This is a genomic window from Bradyrhizobium sp. AC87j1 (assembly GCF_002936975.1).
GTDB classification, from domain to species: domain Bacteria; phylum Pseudomonadota; class Alphaproteobacteria; order Rhizobiales; family Xanthobacteraceae; genus Bradyrhizobium; species Bradyrhizobium shewense.
Window position 1 is genome coordinate 14,167 of record NZ_PTFE01000084.1, and the last position, 22,273, is coordinate 36,439.

23 protein-coding genes are annotated in these 22,273 nt (G+C 64.8%); 9 read left to right on the forward strand and 14 right to left on the reverse strand.

Annotated elements, in window-relative coordinates; genetic code table 11:
* Positions 1-166 precede the first annotated feature (166 nt).
* Together phbB and yddG are read left to right on the forward strand one after the other, a co-directional pair.
* Positions 167-892, forward strand: a complete 726-nt coding sequence (phbB, locus tag CV770_RS31535; protein WP_091966057.1) for an acetoacetyl-CoA reductase — start codon at positions 167-169, stop codon at positions 890-892.
* Between the two features lie 114 nt (positions 893-1,006).
* The gene (gene yddG, locus CV770_RS31540; protein ID WP_104465134.1) at positions 1,007-1,876 is read left to right on the forward strand and encodes an aromatic amino acid exporter YddG; all 870 of its coding nucleotides are present in this window, start codon (positions 1,007-1,009) and stop codon (positions 1,874-1,876) included.
* A gap of 48 nt (positions 1,877-1,924) precedes the next feature.
* Here yddG and CV770_RS31545 read toward each other — a convergent pair whose 3' ends face one another.
* Together CV770_RS31545 and gloB are read right to left on the reverse strand one after the other, a co-directional pair.
* Positions 1,925-2,347 carry a cupin domain-containing protein gene (locus tag CV770_RS31545; protein ID WP_104465135.1) on the reverse strand — a complete coding sequence of 141 codons (423 nt, stop codon included), beginning with the start codon at positions 2,345-2,347 and terminating at the stop codon, positions 1,925-1,927.
* Between the two features lie 37 nt (positions 2,348-2,384).
* A complete protein-coding gene (gloB, locus tag CV770_RS31550; protein ID WP_104465136.1) occupies positions 2,385-3,152 on the reverse strand; it encodes a hydroxyacylglutathione hydrolase in 768 nt (255 codons plus the stop codon).
* Positions 3,153-3,260: 108 nt separating this feature from the next.
* Between gloB and CV770_RS31555 the strand changes: the two genes are divergently transcribed.
* Positions 3,261-4,007: a methyltransferase domain-containing protein gene (locus tag CV770_RS31555; protein ID WP_038972812.1), complete on the forward strand. Its 747-nt coding sequence runs from the start codon at positions 3,261-3,263 to the stop codon at positions 4,005-4,007.
* A 93-nt stretch (positions 4,008-4,100) separates the two neighbouring features.
* Here CV770_RS31555 and CV770_RS31560 read toward each other — a convergent pair whose 3' ends face one another.
* Entirely contained in the window at positions 4,101-4,877 is a 777-nt protein-coding gene (locus tag CV770_RS31560) for a DUF4167 domain-containing protein (RefSeq protein WP_091966060.1), read from the reverse strand.
* Between the two features lie 463 nt (positions 4,878-5,340).
* Positions 5,341-6,237 (reverse strand): peptide chain release factor N(5)-glutamine methyltransferase, encoded by an 897-nt coding sequence (gene prmC, locus CV770_RS31565; protein WP_091966061.1) that lies wholly within the window; start codon positions 6,235-6,237, stop codon positions 5,341-5,343.
* A 90-nt stretch (positions 6,238-6,327) separates the two neighbouring features.
* Between prmC and CV770_RS31570 the strand changes: the two genes are divergently transcribed.
* On the forward strand, positions 6,328-6,753 hold the full coding sequence (locus CV770_RS31570) for an HIT family protein (RefSeq protein ID WP_091966062.1): 426 nt from the start codon (positions 6,328-6,330) through the stop codon (positions 6,751-6,753).
* A gap of 24 nt (positions 6,754-6,777) precedes the next feature.
* Here the strand turns inward: CV770_RS31570 and CV770_RS31575 are convergent, their stop codons facing one another.
* The 4 genes from CV770_RS31575 to CV770_RS31590 all read right to left on the reverse strand — a co-directional run bounded on the left by CV770_RS31575 (position 6,778) and on the right by CV770_RS31590 (position 11,633).
* Positions 6,778-7,476 (reverse strand): ABC transporter ATP-binding protein, encoded by a 699-nt coding sequence (locus tag CV770_RS31575; RefSeq protein WP_091966063.1) that lies wholly within the window; start codon positions 7,474-7,476, stop codon positions 6,778-6,780.
* Positions 7,473-9,311, reverse strand: a complete 1,839-nt coding sequence (locus CV770_RS31580) for a branched-chain amino acid ABC transporter ATP-binding protein/permease (RefSeq protein ID WP_104465137.1) — start codon at positions 9,309-9,311, stop codon at positions 7,473-7,475. Before CV770_RS31580 ends, CV770_RS31575 begins: the two co-directional genes overlap by 4 nt.
* Before the next feature lie 11 nt (positions 9,312-9,322).
* Positions 9,323-10,198, reverse strand: a complete 876-nt coding sequence (locus CV770_RS31585; protein ID WP_026202378.1) for a branched-chain amino acid ABC transporter permease — start codon at positions 10,196-10,198, stop codon at positions 9,323-9,325.
* A 100-nt stretch (positions 10,199-10,298) separates the two neighbouring features.
* Positions 10,299-11,633, reverse strand: a complete 1,335-nt coding sequence (locus CV770_RS31590) for a substrate-binding protein (protein WP_104465138.1) — start codon at positions 11,631-11,633, stop codon at positions 10,299-10,301.
* Positions 11,634-12,023: 390 nt separating this feature from the next.
* Here CV770_RS31590 and CV770_RS31595 point away from each other — a divergent pair, with 390 nt between their 5' ends.
* Together CV770_RS31595 and CV770_RS31600 are read left to right on the forward strand one after the other, a co-directional pair.
* Positions 12,024-12,503 (forward strand): hypothetical protein, encoded by a 480-nt coding sequence (locus CV770_RS31595; protein ID WP_104465139.1) that lies wholly within the window; start codon positions 12,024-12,026, stop codon positions 12,501-12,503.
* Positions 12,504-12,625: 122 nt separating this feature from the next.
* Positions 12,626-13,096 carry a MarR family winged helix-turn-helix transcriptional regulator gene (locus tag CV770_RS31600; RefSeq protein WP_104465140.1) on the forward strand — a complete coding sequence of 157 codons (471 nt, stop codon included), beginning with the start codon at positions 12,626-12,628 and terminating at the stop codon, positions 13,094-13,096.
* An 8-nt stretch (positions 13,097-13,104) separates the two neighbouring features.
* Here CV770_RS31600 and prfA read toward each other — a convergent pair whose 3' ends face one another.
* The 3 genes from prfA to CV770_RS31615 all read right to left on the reverse strand — a co-directional run bounded on the left by prfA (position 13,105) and on the right by CV770_RS31615 (position 18,144).
* The gene (gene prfA, locus CV770_RS31605) at positions 13,105-14,190 is read right to left on the reverse strand and encodes a peptide chain release factor 1 (RefSeq protein WP_104465141.1); all 1,086 of its coding nucleotides are present in this window, start codon (positions 14,188-14,190) and stop codon (positions 13,105-13,107) included.
* A gap of 57 nt (positions 14,191-14,247) precedes the next feature.
* Positions 14,248-16,515 (reverse strand): phosphoenolpyruvate--protein phosphotransferase, encoded by a 2,268-nt coding sequence (gene ptsP, locus CV770_RS31610; protein ID WP_091966069.1) that lies wholly within the window; start codon positions 16,513-16,515, stop codon positions 14,248-14,250.
* A 372-nt stretch (positions 16,516-16,887) separates the two neighbouring features.
* Positions 16,888-18,144 (reverse strand): aspartate kinase, encoded by a 1,257-nt coding sequence (locus CV770_RS31615; protein WP_104465142.1) that lies wholly within the window; start codon positions 18,142-18,144, stop codon positions 16,888-16,890.
* A gap of 147 nt (positions 18,145-18,291) precedes the next feature.
* Here CV770_RS31615 and CV770_RS31620 point away from each other — a divergent pair, with 147 nt between their 5' ends.
* The 3 genes from CV770_RS31620 (at position 18,292) to CV770_RS31630 (ending at position 20,620) form a co-directional block, all read left to right on the forward strand.
* Entirely contained in the window at positions 18,292-18,759 is a 468-nt protein-coding gene (locus CV770_RS31620) for a PH domain-containing protein (RefSeq protein ID WP_091966071.1), read from the forward strand.
* 14 nt (positions 18,760-18,773) lie between these two features.
* Entirely contained in the window at positions 18,774-19,547 is a 774-nt protein-coding gene (ubiG, locus tag CV770_RS31625) for a bifunctional 2-polyprenyl-6-hydroxyphenol methylase/3-demethylubiquinol 3-O-methyltransferase UbiG (protein ID WP_161966326.1), read from the forward strand.
* Positions 19,548-19,720: 173 nt separating this feature from the next.
* Positions 19,721-20,620 carry an EamA family transporter gene (locus CV770_RS31630; protein WP_104465143.1) on the forward strand — a complete coding sequence of 300 codons (900 nt, stop codon included), beginning with the start codon at positions 19,721-19,723 and terminating at the stop codon, positions 20,618-20,620.
* On the opposite strand, the gene CV770_RS31635 is transcribed toward CV770_RS31630, so the two are convergent.
* From CV770_RS31635 to grxC, 3 genes are read right to left on the reverse strand one after another with little or no spacing between them, the layout of a single operon-like run.
* Positions 20,617-21,099, reverse strand: coding sequence for a DUF1178 family protein (locus tag CV770_RS31635; protein ID WP_104465144.1), 483 nt, complete (start codon positions 21,097-21,099; stop codon positions 20,617-20,619). The genes CV770_RS31630 and CV770_RS31635 overlap by 4 nt on opposite strands.
* Positions 21,096-21,974, reverse strand: a complete 879-nt coding sequence (locus CV770_RS31640; protein WP_104465145.1) for a carbon-nitrogen hydrolase family protein — start codon at positions 21,972-21,974, stop codon at positions 21,096-21,098. Before CV770_RS31640 ends, CV770_RS31635 begins: the two co-directional genes overlap by 4 nt.
* Positions 21,971-22,246, reverse strand: coding sequence for a glutaredoxin 3 (gene grxC, locus CV770_RS31645; RefSeq protein ID WP_091966074.1), 276 nt, complete (start codon positions 22,244-22,246; stop codon positions 21,971-21,973). Before grxC ends, CV770_RS31640 begins: the two co-directional genes overlap by 4 nt.
* Positions 22,247-22,273 lie beyond the last annotated feature (27 nt).

Sequence of the window (22,273 nt, forward strand, 5' to 3'; positions counted from 1 at the left end):
TGCAAATCAAATATTCTTCGCAATCGTGCAGGCCTCGACTAAATACAAACGCCCGGCTCAACGCCGGGCGTTTTGTTCTTGATGTCCGTCAAACCAACCGCATAATCCAACGTTAAAAAACAATCGCTTCAGAAACGTCCGAAGAGTCCAAGGGAAGGAATACGACATGGCACGTGTTGCATTGGTCACGGGTGGTACGCGGGGCATCGGTGCTGCGATCAGCAAGGCACTGAAGGCGGCGGGATACAAGGTTGCGGCGAGCTACGCCGGCAACGATACGGCGGCGGAGAAGTTCAAGGCCGAGACTGGCATCGCCGTCTACAAATGGGACGTCAGCAGTTTCGATGCCTGCGCCGAGGGCGTGAAAAAGGTCGAGGCCGATCTCGGGCCGGTCGAGGTGCTCGTCAACAATGCCGGCATCACCCGCGACACCGCCTTCCACAAGATGACGCTGGAGCAGTGGAACGCGGTCATCAACACCAATCTCGGCTCGCTGTTCAACATGACGCGTCCGGTCATCGAGGGCATGCGTGCGCGCAAGTTCGGCCGCATCATCTCGATCTCGTCGATCAACGGCCAGAAGGGGCAGTTCGGTCAGGTCAATTATTCCGCGGCGAAGGCCGGCGACATCGGCTTCACCAAGGCGCTCGCGCTGGAGAATGCCAAGGGCGGCATTACCGTCAATGCGATCTGCCCCGGCTACATCAACACCGAAATGGTGCAGGCGGTGCCGAAGGACGTCCTGGAGAAGAACGTGATCCCGCAGATCCCGGTGAACCGGCTCGGCGAGCCCGAGGAGATCGCGCGGGCGGTCGTGTTCCTGGCGGCCGACGAGGCCGGTTTCATCACGGGCTCGACGATGACCATCAATGGCGGCCAGTATCAGGCCTGATATGGCGCCAAGCCTTCAGGTCAAAAGCCTGTAGCTTCAGGCGCGACAAGGCGTTAGTGAAGACGACAATGCCCGGCCTCGTGCCGGGCATCGTTGTCCTCAGAGCCTTCGTCAATGACCCCGCGCACAGCCACGCTGATCGGATTGACCGCGATCCTGATGTGGTCACTGCTGTCGGTGATGACGGTGGCGACCGGAAGGATCCCGGCGTTCCAGCTCGCCGCGATGACCTTCGCCATCGGCGGCCTGGTCGGCCTGCTCACCTGGATCGGCCGCGGCGAGGCGGCGAGGAGCCTGCGTCAACCGCTGGTCGTCTGGGCCGTCGGCGTCGGCGGCCTGTTCGGCTATCACGCACTGTATTTTCTCGCGCTGCGCTTCGCGCCGCCAGCCGAAGCCGGCTTGCTGAATTATCTGTGGCCGCTGCTGATCGTGCTGTTCTCGTCCTTCCTGCCGGGCGAGCGGCTCGCCCTCCATCACATCGTTGGCGCGATGCTCGGCCTCGTCGGCACCGTGCTGCTGTTCGCCGGCAACACCTCCGGCTTCGCGGCGGGGCAGGTGCCGGGATTGGCCGCGGCCTTCATCGCCGCGTTCGTCTGGGCGGCCTATTCGGTGCTGTCGCGCCGGCTCAAGGCCGTGCCGACCGATGCGGTCGCCGGATTCTGTCTGGCCACCGCCGTGCTTGCCGCGCTGATGCATGGCCTGCTCGAGACCACCGTCTGGCCGGAGACCACGCTGCAATGGCTCTCGGTGATCGCGCTCGGCATCGGTCCTGTCGGTGCCGCGTTCTACGCCTGGGACATCGGCATGAAGCGCGGCGACATCCGTGTGCTCGGCGCTGCTTCTTACGCGACGCCGCTGCTCTCGACCGGCTTCCTCATCGCCGCCGGTTTTGCCAAGGCCAGCGCCAACATCGCGATTGCTGCGATCCTGATTGCCGGCGGCGGTTTGATCGCCGCGAAGGATATGGTGCTGCGGAAGCGATGATCATTCCGGGCTCGATGCTGCATGCGATGCCCGAAATGACAGTTGACCCTACGGCTCCCAGCCCTGTGGTGCGAGCTCGAAGCCTGCGAATTCGAACGCCGGGGCCACGGTGCAGCCGACCAGCGTCCACTCGCCCGTCGTCTCCGCGGATTGCCAGGCCTGCGCCGGCACGATCGCCTGCGGCCGGTCTCCATTCGCAAGGTCACTGCCGAGCCGCACCTGGTGCTGCGAGCAGCCGTCATGGGCGATGCGTAGCATCAAGGGACTGCCGGCGTAATAGTGCCATGTCTCGACCGCATCGACGCGATGCCAGTGCGAACGCTCGCCGCGTGCCAGCAGGAAGTAGATCAGGGTCGAGCGCGAACGCCCGTTGGCGTCCGTGGTCTGGTCGCGAAACGTCTCGCGATAGTGGCCGCCCTCGGGATGCGGACGGAGTTCGAGGCGCGCGATGATCTCGGCTGCAGTCGGCATCGATCCAGTCAGGACTTTCTTCTGCAGGACTTGTTCTTCAGGACTTGTTTTTGCGCTCGCGCAGCTCGCCGAACACTGCGGCGGCATCCGCGCCCTTCATGTGCAGCCTCGCCGCGACCTGTGGCTCATCGGCGCGCAGGAACACGTTGGCCCGCTTCTCGTCGCCAAGCAGCGTGGGAATGGTCGGCTTGTTCTCGGCCCGGAGCCTCGTCACCTCCGCCGCGCGCGCCTGGAGTGCCGCATTGTCGGGATCGACAGTGAGCGCGAACTTGACGTTGGAGGCCGTGTATTCGTGGCCGCAATAGAGCTTGAAGTCGTCGGGCAGGGCACGCAGCTTCAGAAGCGAATCCCACATCATCGGATAGGTGCCCTCGAACACCCGGCCGCAGCCGATCGAGAACAGCGTGTCGGCGGCGAACACCGTCTTCTCGGTGTCGAACACGTAGGAGATGTGGTCGAGCGTGTGGCCGGGCGTCTCCAGGACGCGCGCCAGCAAATTGCCGATCTTGATCACGTCGGCATTGGCAACACGCAGATCGACGTCCGCAATTTTCGTGGTCTTGTCGTGCGGCGCGACGACGCGGCAGTTGTATTTCTGCTTAAGTTCGGCGACCCCGCCGACATGATCGCCGTGATGATGGGTGATCAGGATGTCGGTGAGCTGCCAGCCTTCGCGCTCCAGCGCCGCCAGGATGGGGCCGGCCTCGGGCGCGTCGATCGACGCCGTCGCCTTGGTTTCCACATCGTGGATCAGATAGCCGAAATTGTCGTTTAAACAGGTGAAAGTACGAATTTCGGCGGCCATGTCATCTCCATCGGGCTCAGCCCCGCCAGACAAATATGGCGTTAACGTTGCGCAGGCAATGCAATATTCCGCGCGCGGCGGCGGTCTCGCGCATGTTACATTGCCGTCATGACCATCGACGTCGTCGACCTCCGCGAGTTCTATTCCCGCCGCCTCGGGATCGTGGCGCGGCAAATGATCAATCGCGGCATCAGGGAACGCTGGCCGAGGGCGGAGGGCCACCGCGTGCTCGGCCTCGGCTATCCCACCCCCTATCTGGGGTTGTTCCGCGAAGACGCCGAGCGCTGCCTCGCCTTCATGCCGGCGGCCCAGGGCGTCCTGAAATGGCCGACGGGACGGCCGGCGCTGGCCTCGCTGGTCGACGAATTCTCGCTGCCGCTCCCCGACGCCGCGGTCGACCGCATCCTGCTGGTCCACGCGCTGGAGATGTCGGACGATCCGGCCGCGCTGCTGCGCGAGGTATGGCGCGTACTGTCGCCGTCCGGGCGCGTGATCGCGGTGATCCCGAACCGGCGCGGGGTGTGGACCCGCACCGACAGCACGCCATTCGGTCACGGCCGGCCCTATTCGCGCTCGCAGATCACCGATCTGCTGCGCCAGACCTGGTTCACGCCGACCGCCTGGGGCGAGGCGCTGTTCATGCCGCCCTATGCCGGCGGCTGGGTGCTGAAATCGGCGCAGATGTGGGAGCGCGCCGGTGCGGCACTATCGCTGCCCTTTGCCGGCGTCCATATCGTGGAGGCCACCAAGCAGGTCTACCGCGCGATCCCCGCCAAGCGCGAGCGGGCGCGGCTCATTCCCTCGCTCGCGAAGCCCGTGCTGGTGCCATCCTCGACGACGGTGACGCGCAGCTAGGTCACAAGCGTTGCCGCGACCGGTGGTCGTCAAAAACAAATCGTCCCGGCGAGGCCGGGACGATTCCAGATCAGTCGATCAGAAGAAGATCACTTACTCGCTGGGCGCGAGATCATCGCCGGATGCGGCCGGAGCTGCTTCGCGCTCGGGGCGCGGGCCATGCGGCCGGCGCCGCCGGCGCGGGAAGCGTTCGCCACCACCGGCACCGCCCTCGCCGCCGTTCGCGCCGCCATTCGCCTGCGGCTGTGCGCCGGTGATGAAGGAGGGCAGGCGATCGACGCTGCCGGTGTCGGTGACGACGGGCTGCGGCTGATTCTGCGGTTGCGGCTGGGGCTGATATTGCGGCTGCGAGCGATGGTCGCGCTCGCGGTGCTCGCGCGGTTGCTGCTGATCGCGCTGATAGGGCTGGTTGTCGCGCTGCTGATGGTCGCGCTGGTGATGATCGCGCTGGCCGTCGCGGTCGCGCGCGAAGGGCTGCTGCTGTTGCGGCTGCGGGACGAAGCCCGGCTCCTGGCCGAAATTCGAGAAATTCTCGCCGTCGTCCTCGCCGTCGTCGCTGTTGCTGCTGATCGGCTCGTCACCGCGCGGCTGCTGGTTCTGGCGGAACTGTTCCTGGGCCGCGGCGATCAGACGGAAATAATGCTCGGCGTGCTGGTAGTAGTTCTCGGCTGCAACGGGGTCGCCGGAAGAGCGCGCGTCGCGTGCGAGCTGGAGATACTTTTCAGCGATGTGCGAGGCGGTGCCGCGGATCTTGATGTCGGGTCCGTTGGACTCGTAGACCCGGGTCATCGGGTTCTGGCTGCGCCGGTTGTTGTTGTTATTGTTATTGTTGCGGTTGCGCATCCGCTGCTTGTTCTGACCGTTTCTCATGTCCTGCCTTTAATTCCAGCCCTAAACGTTGCACGCATTACTTGATTGCTAGGAGTGACCTGGTGACAGCGGTTCACATCGCTCGCGCGCACCGCGCGCAAAAGCGGATCGAACCCTGCCGATGTTCGTCGACCGTCGCGTTCAAACAAGGACGCGTTCCCCACCCGCCAGCACTCATCGCCAGCGAACCCATTCATTTTGCCTGCCGAAACAAGCCCAGCTGTGTTGCGTAAGTCTTCAAGCGCAATATCAGGCTTTCGTTCACTTTGCGGTCGGAGAGCAGCGCAGCTCCACTGGCTATCGCGCTTCACAGGACCTGCGGCTTGGAACCTTTATCAGTAAAGCTCTCGCCCGAGAGCCCGGCTTTCGCCCGTAGGTCTACGGGGCCGGCACCGATGTGTTGACCGGAACGTAGTCGTTCCCAAGGGATATTCCAAGAGCTTTTTGCAAGCCAATCCGGCTTTTATGGGGGCATTTTTCGGGCCGAAACGGCCCGCGGAATGCCCGCCAAGTCGGCCTTGGGTGGCCTGTCCACCGTTAACGCGCCAGCTATCATCAAGGTTTCAATATTTCTGGCCTGCCCCTGTCCGGCCTCGACGATCAGCGCTCCGCCGGGGGCGAGACGCTCGGCGGCCTGCGGGATGAGAGCGCGATAGGCGTCATATCCGTCATTGCCGCCGTCGAGCGCCAGATGCGGATCGTGGTCGCGCACCTCGATGCTCAGTCTCGGGATTTCGGCGGAGGGAATATAGGGCGGGTTCGAAACGATGAGGTCAAATGGGCCGCGCAGCGCCGTCAGATAGGAGCAGGCGACGAAGCCGGCGCGGCCGGCGAGGCCGAGGGCGGCCGCATTGTCGCGCGCCGTATCGAGCGCCGTCAGACTGACATCGGTGCCGACGCCAAACGCGTCGGGAATCTCCCACAGCAATGCGAGCAGGATGGCGCCCGATCCGACACCGATATCGGCGATTCGCGGGCGCCGCCCCGAAATCGCCAGCCCGCGGAAGATCTCGAGCGCCAGTTCAACGACGGTCTCGGTGTCCGGCCGCGGTACCAGCGTCGCCTCGGACAACCGCAATGGCATGCCCCAGAAGTCTCGCACGCCCAGAATGCGGGCGACCGGCTCATGCGCGAGCCGGCGTTGCGCGTATTGTTCGAGCTGCGTGGTCTCCTCAGGCGTGAGTTGTCGCGATGCCTGCGTCACCATGCCGGTCAGATCGAGCTCCAGCGCGGCGCCGACGAGCAGGCGCGCATCGAGGGCCGCCTCCTCGATGCCGGCCGCTTGCAGCCGTGCCGCGAGCGCGCGCCGCGCACTCTCGACATTATGTCCGGGATCGATATTTGTCGCCAATGGAGCCATCCTGCCTGCCATCGTGGATAGATCGGCTGGCTCGCTTGCGTCAACGGAAAGGAGCGCGTTTGATCGCGCCTCGCAAGCGTGGAGGGGTCCATGACGGCCTATGACGATCAGAACGTCTTCGCAAAGATCCTGCGCGGCGAGATTCCCTGCTTCGAGGTTTTCAGGGACGAGCGCAGTCTGGCCTTCCTCGACATCATGCCGCGCGCGCCCGGGCACACGCTGGTGATTCCGCGGGCGCCGGCGCGCGGCATCCTGGATATTGCGGAGGACGATCTTGCCGCCGTCGCCCGGACGGCTAAGCGAATCGCGATTGCGGCGATGAAGGCGTTTGACGCGGAGGGAATCATCCTCCAGCAGTTCAGCGAGCCGGCCAGCGGGCAGGTGGTGCTTCACCTGCACATGCACGTCATGCCCGTCAGGGCCGGCGTCGACCTCTTGCCGGCGCAGACCCGCAAGGAAGATATGGCCGTGCTCGCCGATCACGCCAAACGGATGATCGCGGCGCTTGGCGGCTGAGCTTGGTCGTTGAACGGCGGCTGACTAAACGCCAAGGTAGCGCTGCAGCAGCTCCGGCTGGGCCTTGAGCTCCTGTGCCGGGCCCTCGTGCACGATATGACCGTTGTTGATGATGTAGATCCGGCTCGCCAGCGCCAGCGTCGCCGCCAAATTCTGCTCGACCAGCACGATGGTCTGGCCGGCCGCCGCCAGCTCGCGACAGGCCTTGACGAGATCGTGGACGATGACGGGCGCGAGCCCCTCGAACGGCTCGTCCAGCAGCACGATCTTGGGATCGCGCACCAGCGCCCGCGCGATCGCGAGCATCTGCTGCTCGCCGCCGGAGAGCTCGGTGCCGCGGTTGTTGCGTCGCTCCTTCAGCCGCGGGAACATCTCGTAGATGCGGTCGAGCGGCCAGCGTTTCGGCGCGGTGAACCCGGCAAGGACGATGTTCTCCTCCACCGACAGGCTGCCGAAGATACGGCGCTCCTCGTGCACGAGCTGCATTCCCGCCTGCGCGATCCTGTGACTCCTGCGTCCGGCGATGTCGATGCCGTCGAACTTTACGCTGCCGCTGCGCGGCGTCACGACGCCCATCAGGCTCTTCAGCGTCGTGCTCTTGCCGGCGCCGTTGCGGCCGAGCAGCGCCACCACCTCGTGACGTTCGACGTGCATGGCGACGTCGAACAGGATGTGGGAATCCCCGTAATAGCTGTTCAGGCCGTTGACCTCGATCAGGCTCATGCGGCGATCTCCCCGTGCACGCCGCCGAGATAGGCCTCCTGCACCGCGGCGTTGGTCCTGATTTCCTCCGGTGTGCCGTCGAGCAGCACCTTGCCCTCCTGAAGCACCGTCACGCGCTCGACCAGCTCGAACAGCGAATCCATGTCGTGGTCGATGATGATCATGGTGCGGCCGCGCGCGATCGATTTGAGCAGCTTGACGGTCTCGACCCGCTCCCGCGGGCTCATGCCCGCGAGCGGCTCGTCGAGCAGCAGCAGCCGCGGCGAGGTCGCGAGTGCGAGCCCGATCTCGAGCCTGCGCTTCTCGCCATAGGCGAGCTCGGAGACCGGCGTGTCGGCGCGGCGGGTCAGATTGACCAGAGCGAGCGTATGCTCCACCTGCTCCGTCAGGCCTTTGACGCTGGAGAGCTTGCGGAAGAGATCGAGGCGAAACTTTCCGCGCAGTTCGGCGAGCGCGGCGATCGTCAGGTTCTGCCGCACCGTCAGCCCGGTGAAGAGCTGGTTGACCTGGTAGCTCTTGGTGAGCCCGAGCTGGCAAACCTCGGTGACCTTCAATCCCGTGATGTCGCGCCCCTCGAATACGATCTGGCCGGAGGTCGGCGCGATCTCGCAGGTCAGCATCTTGAAGAAGGTCGATTTGCCGGCGCCGTTGGGGCCGATGATGCCGCGCAGCTCGCCTTGATTGACGCTGAAATCGATGTCGCTGTTGGCGACAAGGCCGCCATAGCGCTTGGTGAGACCGGTGGCTTTCAGGATGGGCCCGGAATAAGCGGGGTGCGCGACCTCCTTGGCCTGCATCGGCGCGGGCGCTAGGTGCAGTGTCGTCTCAGTGTCCGGCTCGGCCTCCGTATCGCTCCGCTTACGCCTGCCGGAGAGGAGGCGATAAAGGTCCGCAAGACCGCCGATGATGCCGCCGCGCAGGAAGCAGACCAGCAGCACGAACACGACGCCAAGCACCAGCTTCCAGGCGGCACCTAAGCCAAGCGCGGATTGGAGGAAATCCTGGAGGAAGAGCCAGACGGTCGCGCCGACCAGCGGCCCGAACAGCGTGCCTCGGCCGCCAATGGCGGTCTGCATCACGAGCTGGCCGGACGTGTCGAAAGTGAAGGCGTCCGGCGGCATGAAGGCCTGGAGCACGCCGAGCAGGCCGCCGGCGAAACCGGCGTAGGCGGCTGCGATCACGAAAGCGGTCAATTTGTAGCCGTGGATGTTGTGGCCGACCGCGGTGGCTCGCAGCGGATTGTCCCGGATCGCGCTGAAAATGGCGCCGACCGGGGAGCGCACGATCCTGAGTGCGATGATCACGCCGATGAAATAGCACAGTGCGATGAACTGGTAGAGCGACCAGCCGTTGGTGAAGTGAACGGTGGTGAAGCCGAGATCGAAGCTCGGCGTCGGCACGCCCGGCAGGCCGTTCTCGCCGCCGGTGAAATCCGACAGTGGATTGAACTCGACGAAGAAGAACACCTCCGCAATCGCGACCGTGATCATGGCGAAATAGATGCCGGTGCGGCGGAGCGCGATCAGGCCGATCAGATAGCCGGTCGCGGCCGCCGCGATCATGCCGATGATCAGCGCGCCCAGCACGTTGCCGAAGCCGGCGCGGGTCAGGAGGTAGGCGGCGACGAAGCCGCCGGTGCCGTAGAAGGCGGACTGGCCGAACGACAACAGGCCCGTGAAGCCGAACAGGATGTCGAAGCCGAGGCCGAACAGGCCCCAGACCAGGATCCGGTTTACGGTGTTGGGCGCGAAGCCGAGATGGGGCAGCACGAAGGGAGCCACGATCAGGCCGATGGCCGTCAGTGTCTCGATCAGGAAGGGGCGTTGCTTGAGCATCAGGAGATCACTTACTCGCGGCCCTGGACGCCGAGCAGGCCATGCGGTCGCACCACGAGCACGAGCGTCATCGCCGCAAACAGCATCACATAGGCGTAGCCGGGGTTGAACATGGACGTGACGCTGATGATCTCGCCGGCGATCAGGCCGCCCAGGATCGCGCCTGGAAACGAGCCGACGCCGCCGATCACCACCACTACGAAGGTCTGGACCAGGATGTCGTCACCGATGCCCGGGGTCAGCGACACCACCGGCGCGTTGACGATGCCGGCAAAGCCGGCGGCCATCGCGCCGATGCCGAACACCACCATGAAGACCCGGTAGACATTGATACCGAGCGAATCCACCATCACGGAATCCTCGATGCCGGCCCGCACGATCATGCCGAGCCGGGTCCGGTAGAGGATGATGAACAGCGCGCCGAGTGCGATCGCGACGATGCCGACCACCGCGAGGCGGTAGGTCGGATAGAACATGAAGCCGAGATTGGTGATGCCCTGGAATATCGCCGGCGGCGGGACCAGCTGCGACTGGCTAGAGAAGATCAGCCGGATGATCTCGACGAAGCATATGCCGAGCCCGAACGTCACGAGCAACTGATCCTCGTGCGGCCGATGATAGAAATGGCGAATGATGACGCGTTCCATCGCAACGCCCAGCAGCATCACGAATAGGGAGCCCGCGATCACGGCAAGGATGAACGATTCCGTGTACTGATAGGCGACGAACCCGGCATAGCCGCCGATCATGAACATCGCGCCATGCGCGAGGTTGAGCACGCCGAGCGTGCCGTAGATAATGGTCAGGCCGGAGCTGATCAGCGCGAGCAGCGCGCCGAGCGCGAGCCCGTTGAAGAGCTGCGAGACGAGGTTGGGCCAACTAATCATGCAATGGTCACGGTTGTGGCGCGTTCCGGCGGTGCGCAAAAAAGGGTGACGCCGCAGGAGCCGGAAGCGACCTACGGCGTCACAGAGGATTAGCGCGAGCTCAGCTGTAGTCGCCGGGATGGCAGCCGAAGGCGTCCGGCTTCTGCATCAAGCCTTCGCCGGGCACGATCTCGACCACATCGTACCAGTCTTCCTTGGTCTTCATGTCCTTCTGCTGCTTGCCCTTGACGATGATCACCGGGCGGACGCACTGATGGTCCTCGGGGCGGTAATGCACGTCGCCGACCAGGGACGGCAGTGTCTCGCCCTTCTCATAGGCCTTGATCACGTCGGGCGGGTTGAAGCTTCCGGCCTGCTCGCACATGCGGGCCCAGTGCGCGAAGCTGACATAGGCGTTCTCCGCGCCCCATTCCGGCTTGTAGCCGTACTTCTTCTCGAAGGCCTCGTTGAACATCTTGGCGAGCGGAAACTTGTCCTCGAGCGTCCACCAATAGTCGGTGGCGGCGTAGACGCCCTGCATCAGGCCGCCGGTCTCGCGCGCGATGAAGGGCACCTGGTAGGGGACGACCAGCTTCATCTTGTCGAGCACGCCGAACTGCTTGGCCTGCTGGGTCGACAGCACCGCATCGTGGCCCCAGTTGACGTTGATCAGCACGTCGGCGCCGGAATTCGCGACGTTCAGCAGATAGGAGGAATAATCGGGCGCACCGAGCGGCGCGACCTGGTTGGTGACGGTGGTCCAGCCGCCGGTCGCGAGGAAGTCCTGCATCGACTTGGTGACGGTGTGACCGTAGGTGTAATCAGGCGTGAGATACGCAGCCTTCTTGCCCTTGCCGAACTCCTTGACCATGACTGGGCCGATCGCCGCTGCGGCGGTCTGGCCGAAGAAGTTCTGGCGGAAGCCGTAGCGGACGCAGTCCTTGCCGGTGGTGTCGTTCGAGCCGGAGATGCCGCAGACGAAGATCACCTTCTCGCGCTGGGCGAGCTTGTTCAGCGCGACCGCAACGGCGCTCGAGGTGCCGCCGGTGATCATGATCGCCTTGTTCTCGCTGATGAAGCGCTGCTGCGCCTGCACCGCCTCGTTCGGCTTGGCCGCGGAATCCGCGACGCCGAATTTCAGTTCTTTGCCGAGCACGCCCTTGCTGGTCTTCGGCGAGATCTTCTTGATCAGGTCGTGACCGCTGTTGATGTGCTCGATCGCGAGCTGATAGCCCTTGAGCTCGTCCTCCCCTTGTACTGCATAAGTGCCGGTGCGCGGCACCGAGATGCCGATGAAGGCGGTGGAACCCGAAACGCCCGCGGGATAGGAGCCGACGGCCGGCTTGTCCTCGGCGAAGGCCGGCATCGCAGGCAGCACCGAGCCGCCGATGAGGCCTGCCGTGGTCTGGAGTAGGCCGCGGCGCGAGAGGCCACGGCGAATGAGATGGTCGGTCATGATCGTTTCCTCCGGATATCGTTCTTGTTTGCAGGCAAAACACGACCTGTCCGGCGGCAACCGGCCTCGAAGGGCCTGCCTGCACCGGGCACGTCACATCCGCGTGTAGCTCCTGCACCTAAACATTGCTCGTGAACTCCTTCTGTCAATTTCGCCTTTGGTCGAACGACGAAAATTATCGCGTGAAAACATATCGGATCACGATATATATTAGTCTTTGTGAGTACGAGATTGGCGGGTTCGGCGAGAGAGATGCCGCGGCAGACGACAGTAGCGGGTACCCGGAAGCGACGGTCCTGGCCGCAAGAGGCGGAGCGGCAGGAGGCGGCGTGGCCTGCCGGGGAGGGAAGCGACCAGCGCACATCGCCGCAGTCCGGCGATGCCTCGCGCATGCCGGAGCCGCGCAGCCGGTCCGCCGGACAGCGGGGGCCGGCCGTCGGCTCCGTTCAGGCCAAGCGCACGCCGGTGCCGATGCAGAGACTGAGCGTGCGGGCCCAGAATGTCCTGAAGGAGCTCGCGGTCGAGCTCACCGGCGAGCAGCCGCCGAAGGGGACCTGGTCGCCCTCGCGCGAGCTGCTGCTCGCGCTGACGGCCGAGCGGCTTGCGACGACGCGCAACTGCGGTCCTCACACGATGCGGGAGATCGTCGACTGGGCGCAGGGCTGCGGCGTGACGATCAAGCCGGTGATCCCGCCCGGTGGCTCGCTGTCGCAGATGTGGGGTGAGTTGATCACGAATGCATCCGAAGGCGCCTTGACCAGCGCCGAGATCGCCAGTGCGCTCCAGCGCTCGATCAGGCGGAAGAGCGTTCGTATTCCGATCGCGTTTCAGGTCATCCTGGTGAAGATCCTGCTCTCCAACTTCGAATAGCAGGGCTGCAGGCCTCTCCTATATTTGTGCATCTGCGACGCCCGTCGGTGGTTCCGCCCGGCCTTCCTTGCTAGTCTCGGCAGCGCCCGCTCCGCCGGCGGGCGGAGGTCGAAAGGCACGGAATGGCTGACGCGAAGCGGAAGACCGGACGCACGGCGCGCGCTGCGTCGTCGAGGGGCGGCGCAATGCGCGAGGCTGACTACGCCGCGCTCGCGCAATTCCGCTACCAGCTGCGCACCTTCCTCGCCTTCAGCGAAGCGGCGGCCCAGAACGCCGGGTTGACGCCGCAGCAGCACCAGGCGCTGCTGGCGATCAAGGGGCTGGCCGATGCCAACGGCGCCAGCGTCGGCGACATCGCCGGCTTCCTCCTGATCCGGCACCATACGGCGGTGGAGCTGGTGGACCGCATGGCGAAGTTGAAGCTGATCAGTCGGGAGGCCGATCCCGAGGATGCAAGGCGCGTCCTGGTCAAGCTGACGGCCAAGGGCGAGCAGAAGCTGCGGTCGCTTTCGCGCATTCACCTGGACGAGCTGAGCGCCGCTGCACCCGCGTTGGGCAAGATTCTGCGATCGTTCCTGGCAAAGGTGCGCTGAGGCAGGGATCAGGCCGCCGCGCCTTGCGCGGCGAGCTGCGCGGCCTGGTGCTCGGTGGTCAGCGCGTCGGTCAACTCGCCAAGCGCTTCGCCCGCGATCACCTGCGGCAGCTTGTAGAGCGTCAGGTTGATGCGGTGGTCGGTGACGCGCCCTTGCGGAAAATTGTAGGTGCGGATGCGCTCGGAGCGGTCGCCTGAGCCGACCTTCTCCTTACGCTCGGCCGACCGTGCCGCATCGACGCGCTGGCGCTCGGCGTCGTAGATTCGCGAGCGCAGGATGTTCATGGCGGAAGCGCGATTCTTGTGCTGCGAGCGGCTGTCCTGCATCATCACCACGATGCCGGTCGGAATGTGGGTGATGCGGATCGCCGATTCGGTCTTGTTGACGTGCTGGCCGCCCGCTCCTTGCGCGCGCATGGTCTCGATGCGCAAATCGTCGTTCTTGATGTCGACGTCGACGTCCTCGACCTCCGGCAGCACGGCCACCGTCGCGGCCGAAGTGTGGATGCGGCCCTGCGTCTCGGTGTCCGGCACGCGCTGCACGCGGTGCACGCCGGATTCGAACTTCAGTTTCGAGAACGCGCCGCGGCCCTGCACCTCCGCGATGATTTCCTTGTAGCCGCCGACGGTGCCTTCGCTGGCCGAGATCACCTCGACCTTCCAGCCCTGCAAGGCAGCGAAGCGCTCGTACATCCGGAACAGGTCGCCGGCAAACAGCGAGGCCTCGTCGCCACCGGTGCCGGCGCGGATTTCCAGCACCACGTTGCGGTCGTCCATGGCGTCCTTGGGGAGCAGCGCGACGCGGATCTTCTGGACCAGGTCCTCGATTTTCGGCGTGAGCTCGTCGCGTTCGGCTTCGGCCATGCCGCGCATCTCGGCATCGGTCGCGGGATCGGCGATCAGCGCCTCGGTGTCGGCAAGCTCCTTGACCGCGGCACGATAGGCCTTCACCGCCTCGATCAGCGGGGTGATCTCGGCGAGCTCGCGCGTGATCTGCACATAGCGCTCGGAGGCGAGCTGTCTCAGTGATTCGGCCTCGAGAGAGGCATGATGTGCAAGGAGCACGTCCAGTTTGGCTTCGGGGAGTGACGACATCGGTTCAGTCTCAAATGGCGGAAGGAGGCGAGGCGGCAGGGAGCGGCGACAGGCCCGCTACAATGCCAAGCCTTCGGCCTCGGCAAATTCCGTCAGTTTCTGCCGGATCGAGACGCTGCCCGCCGGCGCGTCCAGGAGCGGGCCGAGCATGGCTTCGGCCTTCTTGGCATCGAGGTCGATGACCATGGCCTTGACGGGGCCGAGCGCGGTTGCCGACAGCGACAGCGAGCGGTAGCCCAGCGCAATCAGCGCCAGTGCGCCAAGCGGCTTGGACGCCATCTCGCCGCAGAGCGAAAGCGATTTCTGCGCCGCCTGCGACTTGCGTGCAATCTCGCGCAGCGCGCGCAGGATCGGCGCCGACATGGTGTCGAAGCGCTCGGAGACTTTGGCATTGCCGCGGTCGACCGCGAACAGGAACTGGAACAGATCGTTGGAGCCGACCGAGATGAAGTCGACCTTCTTCAGGAGCTCGTCGAGCTGATAGAGCAAAGCGGGCACCTCGACCATGGTGCCGATGTCGATACGCTCCGGCAGCGTATGGCCGTGCTGGCGCAGATAAGTCAGCTCGCGTTCGACCAGCGCCTTCGCCGAATCGAATTCGGCGACCTCCGAGATCATCGGGAACATGATGCGCAGCGCGCGGCCGCCACCGGCGCGCAGCAGCGCGCGGATCTGGCCGCGCAGCAGGCCGGGACGATCGAGCCCGAGCCGGATCGCGCGCCAGCCGAGCGCGGGATTTTCCTCGATCACGGCTTCCATATAGGGCAGCGCCTTGTCGCCGCCGATGTCGAGGGTGCGGAAGGTGACGGGCTTGGTGCCGGCCGCATCGAGCACGGTGCGATACAGCGCCAGCTGGTCGCTGGTGCGCGGCAGGCTCTGGCCGACCATGAATTGCAGCTCGGTGCGAAACAGGCCGATGCCGGCGCTGCCGGTGTCCTCGATATGCGGCAGGTCGATGGCAAGGCCTGCGTTGATCATCAGCTCGACCTTCTGGCCGTCCCTGGTGACGCAGGGCAGGTCGCGCAGCGCCAGATACTGCGCCTGGCGGCGGGCGCGGAAGCGCACGCGCTCGGCGAAGGCCGCCTCGACTTCCTGCGAGGGGCGCACATAGATCGAACCGGAGGTGCCGTCGACGATGATGGCATCGCCGGGATCGGCAATGCCGGGTGCGTTCGGCACTTCGCCGACCGCGGGGATGCCGAGCGCGCGCGCCACGATCGAGACGTGGGAGTTGGCGGTGCCTTCCTCCAGCACGATGCCGCGCAGGCGCTTGCGGTCGTAGTCGAGCAGCGCCGCCGGGCCCATCGCGCGGGCGATGACGATGGCGTTGTCGGGCAGCTGCTCGCGTGAGGGCGCGTGGTCCTGGCCGACCAGCTGCCGCATCAGGCGGTAGCCGAGATCCTCGAGGTCGTGCAGCCGGTCGCGCAAATAGGGGTCGGTCGAGCGCAGCATGCGCGCGCGGGTGTCGGACTGCACGCGCTCGACCGCGGCTTCCGCGGTGAGGCCGGTGGCGACCGCCTCGTGCAGCTTGTGCGACCAGCCCTGGTCGTTGGCGAACATGCGATAGGCTTCCAGCACCTCGCGATGCTCGCCGCCCTCGGCGACGTCGCCGCGCTCCAGCATGCGGTCGAGATCGGCGCGGAGCTTGGCCAGCGCGGTGTCGAGCCGCTTGATTTCCTTGGGCAGGTCCTCGGCGATGTAGTCCTTGATGACGACGCGCGGCTCGTGCAGCACGACATGGCCGAGCGCGATGCCCTCCGACAGGATCGCGCCGACCTTCTGTGCGGAATGGCGCGCGGCCGGCTCCAGCCCCGGCTGGGCCAGCGCGGACAGCTCGCCCGAGGCGATCAGCTCGGCCAGCACCATGGCGGTGGTCTGCAGCGCCTCGAGCTCCTCCTCGACATAGTTGCGCTTGGCGCGGTTCTGCACCACCAGCACGCCGAGCGTGTTGCCGGCCCGCAGGATCGGCACGCCGAGGAAGGAGTGGTAGATTTCTTCGCCGGTCTCCGGGCGGAACGAGAAGGCCGGATGGGTCTGCGCATCGCTCAGGTTGAGCGGCGTCGCCTCGCTGGCGACGAGGCCGACCAGGCCCTCATGGGCGCTCAGCACGGTGTGATGCACGGCCTCGCGGTTGAGGCCTTCGGTGGCGTAGAGCTCCAGCGTGTTGTCGATGCGCAGCACATAGACCGAGCACACCTCGGCCACCATGTTGGCGGCGATCAGCACCACGATCTTGTCCAGCCGCTCCTGGGCCGAGACCTGCTCCGCCATGGTTTCGCGGAGCCGTCTCAACAAGACGCGGGGACCTCCCGACGCGCTCCGCATGTCCCGTCAATCTCCTCCGTCTGCCGGCCCGGCCGTATCGGCCGGCGGCTGGCCTAAAATTCCAGAAAAACAACCAATTTGTTTGTCCGGCGCTGGCACAAGCCCAAAATCCACTTGAGATTTAGCGCTTGCACCGAATCAGCGCCGCCTGAACTGGGACACAGTCTGCGGCAGCCCACCCTGTTCGCCGTATAGCGAATTGAGGCTTGTTTTGCCAAGCAAAACGCCTGCCAAACGCGAAGGTGTGTACACCTTCGCGTTTGCTGCGACCGCTAAGAGAAAATTAGTCCAGGCATGGTCCGGAAAGTGCGAAGCGGTTTTCCGGAAAGACCATGCTCAAACAACAACCTGAAGCGCGACGATGGTCGCGTTTCAGGCCTGATCGAGACCGTAGAGCGTGTGCAGGGTGCGCACCGCAAGCTCGGTATAGGCGGTGTCGATCAAAACCGAGAATTTGATCTCGGAGGTTGTAATGGCCCGGATGTTGATATTCCGCCCGGCGAGGGCCGAGAATGCCTGGGCGGCGACGCCGGCATGGCTGCGCATGCCGCTGCCGATCACCGAGATCTTGGCGACATCGGTGGCGGTATCGAGCCGCGCATAGCCGATCTTGCCCTTGGCGGCGGTAATGGTGTCCTTGGCGCGGGTATAGTCGGCCGCCGGCACCGTGAAGGTGAGGTCGGTCGTCTTGCCGTCCTCAGAGACGTTCTGCACGATCATGTCGACGTTGATGTTGGCATCCGCCAGCGGGCCGAAGATCGAGGCCGCAACGCCCGGCTTGTCCTCGATCTGGCGCACCGAGATCTGGGCCTCGTCCTTGGAGAAGGCGATACCAGTGACGACGTGGCTTTCCATGATCTCCTCCTCGCTGCAGATCAGCGTGCCGGGCGGCTGGTTGGCATGCGGGTCGATATCCTCGGGCTTGTCGAAGCTCGAGCGGACGAAGATCGGCATGTTGTGGACCATGCCGAGTTCCACCGAGCGGACCTGAAGCACTTTTGCGCCCTGGGAGGCCAGTTCCAGCATGTCTTCGAATGCGATCTTGTCGAGTCTCTTGGCCTTCGGCACGATTCGCGGATCGGTTGTGTAGACGCCGTCGACATCCGTGTAGATGTCGCAGCGGTCGGCCTTGACGGCGGCGGCGATCGCCACGGCCGAGGTGTCGGAGCCGCCGCGGCCGAGCGTGGTGATGCGATTGGTCTCTGGGTTGATGCCCTGGAAGCCGGCGATGACCGCGACCTCCTTGCGATCCTTGAAACGGCTGATGATCTCGCTGCCGTCGATATCCTCGATCCGGGCCGAGGCGTGGGCGTCGCTGGTCTTGATCGGGATCTGCCAGCCCTGCCAGGAGCGGGCCTGGATGCCCATGCCCTGAAGCGCAATGGCAAGCAGGCCGGATGTCACCTGTTCGCCGGAGGCGACGACGGCGTCGTATTCGCGCGCGTCGTGCATCGGCGAGGCCTCGGTGCACCAGGCCACCAGCTCGTTGGTTTTCCCCGACATCGCCGAGACGACCACGGCCACTTCGTGGCCGGCGTCGACCTCACGCTTCACGTGGCGTGCGACGTTGCGGATACGTTCGATGTTGGCGACGGATGTGCCGCCGAATTTCATCACGAGGCGGCTCATGACGACGCGTGCATTCCCTCATAAGGATAAGTATGGTGACCCGCGCGAGGCGATGCCGCGGACCCGACCGCGCGTATACAGAGGGGCGGGGCCGGGGGCAAGCGGGTTCCTGCTGCGGCCAATCCGGGCAATGGGTTATCAGAGGTTATGGCGCGCTATATTGACGAAATCCTGCAGCCCGGCGAGCGGGTGCTGTATTCGACCAATGCGCACTGGATCTTCTATTTTCCGGCCATCCTGGCCTGGATCGCGGCTTTCGCCCTGTTCGTCCTGTCAGGGCAGACCACGGTCAATGGGCTCGTGATTCTCTGTCTCATCGCCTCGGGCGTGGTGGCTCTGGCGGCCCTGTTCTGGACCGTGAAGGGCTGGTTCCATCGCTTCACCACCGAGACCGACGTCACCAACCTAAGGATTGTGCACAAGACCGGCTTCATCAAGCGCCGCACCTTCGAGATGGCGCTGGACAAGGTCGAGAGCGTCGATGTCAATCAGACGATTCTTGGACGTATTCTCAACTACGGCGACGTGACCATCAACGGCGTCGGCGAAGGTCGCGAAACCATCCGGACCATCGCCTCGCCGCTCGCCTTCCGTAGTTCGATCACCACGCGGTAGGACCGCGCGTAACCATGAGCATGCAGCAAAATACTTCCCTCTCCGCCAGCCCGCAGCCGGGTTCGACCGTCGACGCCGCCGAGATCGCAAAGTTCTCGAAACTCTCAGCGGAGTGGTGGGACCCCAACGGCAAGATGGCGCCGCTGCACCGGATCAACCCGCTGCGGCTCGGCTACATCCGCGATGCCGCCTGCCGCAAGTTCGAGCGCAACGTGCGCAGCCTCAACTGCCTCGGCGGGCTTCGCGTGCTCGATATCGGCTGCGGCGCCGGCCTGTTGTGCGAGCCGCTGTCGCGGCTCGGAGCGCAGGTCATCGGCGTCGACCCTTCCCAGAGCAACATCGCCGCGGCCAAGCTGCACGCCGATAAGGGCCATCTTGCGATCGACTACCGCTGTACCACGGTGGAGGAGATCGACCCGCGTGAGCGCTTCGACATCGTGCTGGCGATGGAGGTGGTCGAGCACGTCGTCGATGTCGGCGTCTTCCTGAAGCGCTGCGCGGCGATGCTGAAGCCGAACGGCCTCATGGTGGTCTCGACGCTGAACCGCAACTGGAAGAGCTTTGCGCTCGCCATCGTCGGCGCCGAATATGTGTTGCGCTGGCTGCCGCGCGGCACCCACGAATGGAATAAGTTCGTCACCCCCGACGAGCTGACAAAATACCTGCTCGACAACCGCCTCGTCATCACCGAGCAGACCGGCGTGGTCTACTCACCCTTCGCCGACAAATGGACGCTCTCGTCGGATATGGACGTGAACTACATGGTGGTGGCGGAAGGGATGGTGTGAGGCTGGAAGTGGGATGCGAGCTGCTTCTCCACAAACGGTGTCGTCCTGCGTTCGCAGGGACGACACCGAATTTGTCGCGAGAGCATCGCACCCATGACGTCGGCGTGATTGACCTGCTCTGCCGCTAGCGGCAGGTTGGCTGCATTCCTCCTGCCTCAGCTTCCATCCACCCCATGCTCACCATCGCCAGCCTCTGGATTCCCTTCACCCTCGTTGCCGCGTTGGGCCAAGTCGCGCGCAATGCGATGCAGCGGTCGTTGACGAAGCCGCTGGGGACCTGGGGCGCGACCAATATCCGCTTCCTGTTCGGCTTCCCGTTTTCGGTGCTGTTTCTCGGCGTGGTGCTGGTCGCCACCGGCGATCATCTGGACATGCCGCCGACCGTGTTCTGGCCGTGGCTCTTGCTCGGTGCGCTCAGCCAGATCGTCGCCACCGGCCTGATGCTGCTCGCCATGAACGATCGATCCTTCGTGGTGACGACGGCGTATCTGAAGACCGAGGCGATCCAGACCGCGATCTTCGGCTTCGTCTTCCTTGGCGATCACCTGACCTGGCTGAAGGTGCTGGCGATCGTGATCGCGACCGTCGGCGTCGTCATCACCGCGCTCAGGCCCGGCGGCGAGAAGAGTTTTGCAGAATTGAAGCCGACCATCACCGGCCTCGTTGCAGCTGCCGCATTCGCGCTGTCTGCGGTTGGCTTTCGCGGCGCGATCATCAACGTGCCCGGCGTCTCCTTCGTGACCTCGGCCTCGTTCACGCTGGTGCTCGGCCTGTTCGTGCAGACGCTGGTGCTGACGATCTATCTGCTCTGGCGCGCGCCAAAAGTGCTGCAGGCGATCCTCGGCCTGTGGAAGCCGTCGATGCTCGCGGGCTTCATGGGCGCCTTCGCCTCACAATTCTGGTTCCTGGCGTTCGCGCTGACGGCCGCCGCCAATGTCCGCACGCTCGCTCTGATCGAGGTGCTGTTCGCGCAAGCGGTGGCGTATTATTCGTTCAAGCAGCCGATCGCGCCGCGCGAGCTCGCAGGTATCGCGCTGATCATCATCGGTGTGGCGGTGCTGGTGGGGGCCTAATTCCGGTCTTCCGGCAATGCCGGCAGCGGCGACACCTCGATGCCCTCGTCGATCAGCGACTTCGCCTCCTCCGGCGAGGCCTCGCCGTAGATCGGACGGTGCTCCTTGTCGCCGTAATGCATCGCGCGGGCCTCATTGGCGAAGCGCTCGCCGACATTGTCGGCGTTCTTCACGATGTGATCGCGCAGCTCCTTCAGCTTGGTGCGCAGCTCTTTCTCCTGCGCCAGCATCAGCGAAGTCGGCCCTGATGGTGCCGCCTCGGGCGTGGGGGCTGCCGCCGGTTCCGGCGGTGGCGCCGCGCGCCCACGGCCCTTCTTGCCGACGATACGCGGGGCCATGATCGCCTTGTCGACCTTGGCGGATCCGCAGATCGGGCAGGTCACGAGCTTGCGCTTGACCTGCGAATCATAGGCCGACGAGCTCTGGAACCAGCTCTCGAAGCCGTGGTCGCGGTCGCAGCGAAGCGCGTAGCGGATCATGCCGATCCCCGCACGAGGTGCAAATGATCCGGCCCGGCCTTGGGATCGGACACGCCGAAGCGGCGGCCGTGCTGGAGCGAGGGAATCGCGCGGCGTGCGGTCTCGACCTTGGCGGGGTCGATCCTGGCCATGATGATGCCGGGCTCGACATCGCCCTCGGCGAGAATCTCGCCCCAGGGATCGATGATCAGCGAATGGCCATAGGTCTCGCGCTTGTTCTCGTGGGTGCCTGCCTGGGCAGCTGCGAAGATGAAGCAGCCGGTCTCGATCGCGCGCGAGCGCAGCAGCACGTGCCAGTGCGCTTCGCCGGTCTTGCGGGTGAAGGCGGACGGGACGGTGATGAAGTATGCACCGCTCTCGGCGAGCGCGCGGTAAAGCGCGGGGAAGCGCAAATCGTAGCAGATCGTCAAGCCCACCCGGCCCCAGGGCAGGTCGGAGATCACCGCGGTCTCGCCCGGCTGGTAATTGGCGGATTCGCGATAGCTCTCGCCGTCCGGCAGCTCGATATCAAACATGTGGATCTTGTCGTAGCTCGCGAGCACATTGCCCTCGGGCCCGATCAGGAAGGAGCGGTTGACCGCCTTTTCGGCTGAGAAGCGCAGCGCCAGCGAGCCGACATGGAGATGGATCTTCAGTTCCGCCGCGAGCGCCCGGTAGGCCTTCAGCGAGGTGTCGTCCTCCTCGCTCTGGAGATGCTCGAACAACGCCTTGCGGTTCAGCTGCATCATGTTGCTGACTTCGGGCGTCTGCACGTAGTCGGCGCCATCGGCCGCCGCCTGCCGGATCAGCTTCGTGGCCTGTTCGAGGCTCGGCCCGGGCATCAGACCCGTGCGCATCTGCACCATGGCTGCCGTAAACGTGCGGTTCTCGCTCATGAGTTGGCCTTCACATCTTCCAGCATGCCGTCGAGCTTGCCTTCGCGGTCGAGTGCGTAGAGATCGTCGCAGCCGCCGACATGAGTTCCACCGATCCAGATCTGCGGGAACGTCGAGCCCTCACCGGCGCGGCCGTACATCTCCTCCCGCCAGGAGGGGTTCTTGGCGACGTCGAATTCGGTAAAGGTCGCCTTCTTGCGGGTCAGCAAGGACCTCGCCGCGGAACAATAGCCGCAGCCCGGCCTGGTGTAGATCTCGACAGCAGCAGTCATGGCGTCCGGCGCTATCATGTCATGAAG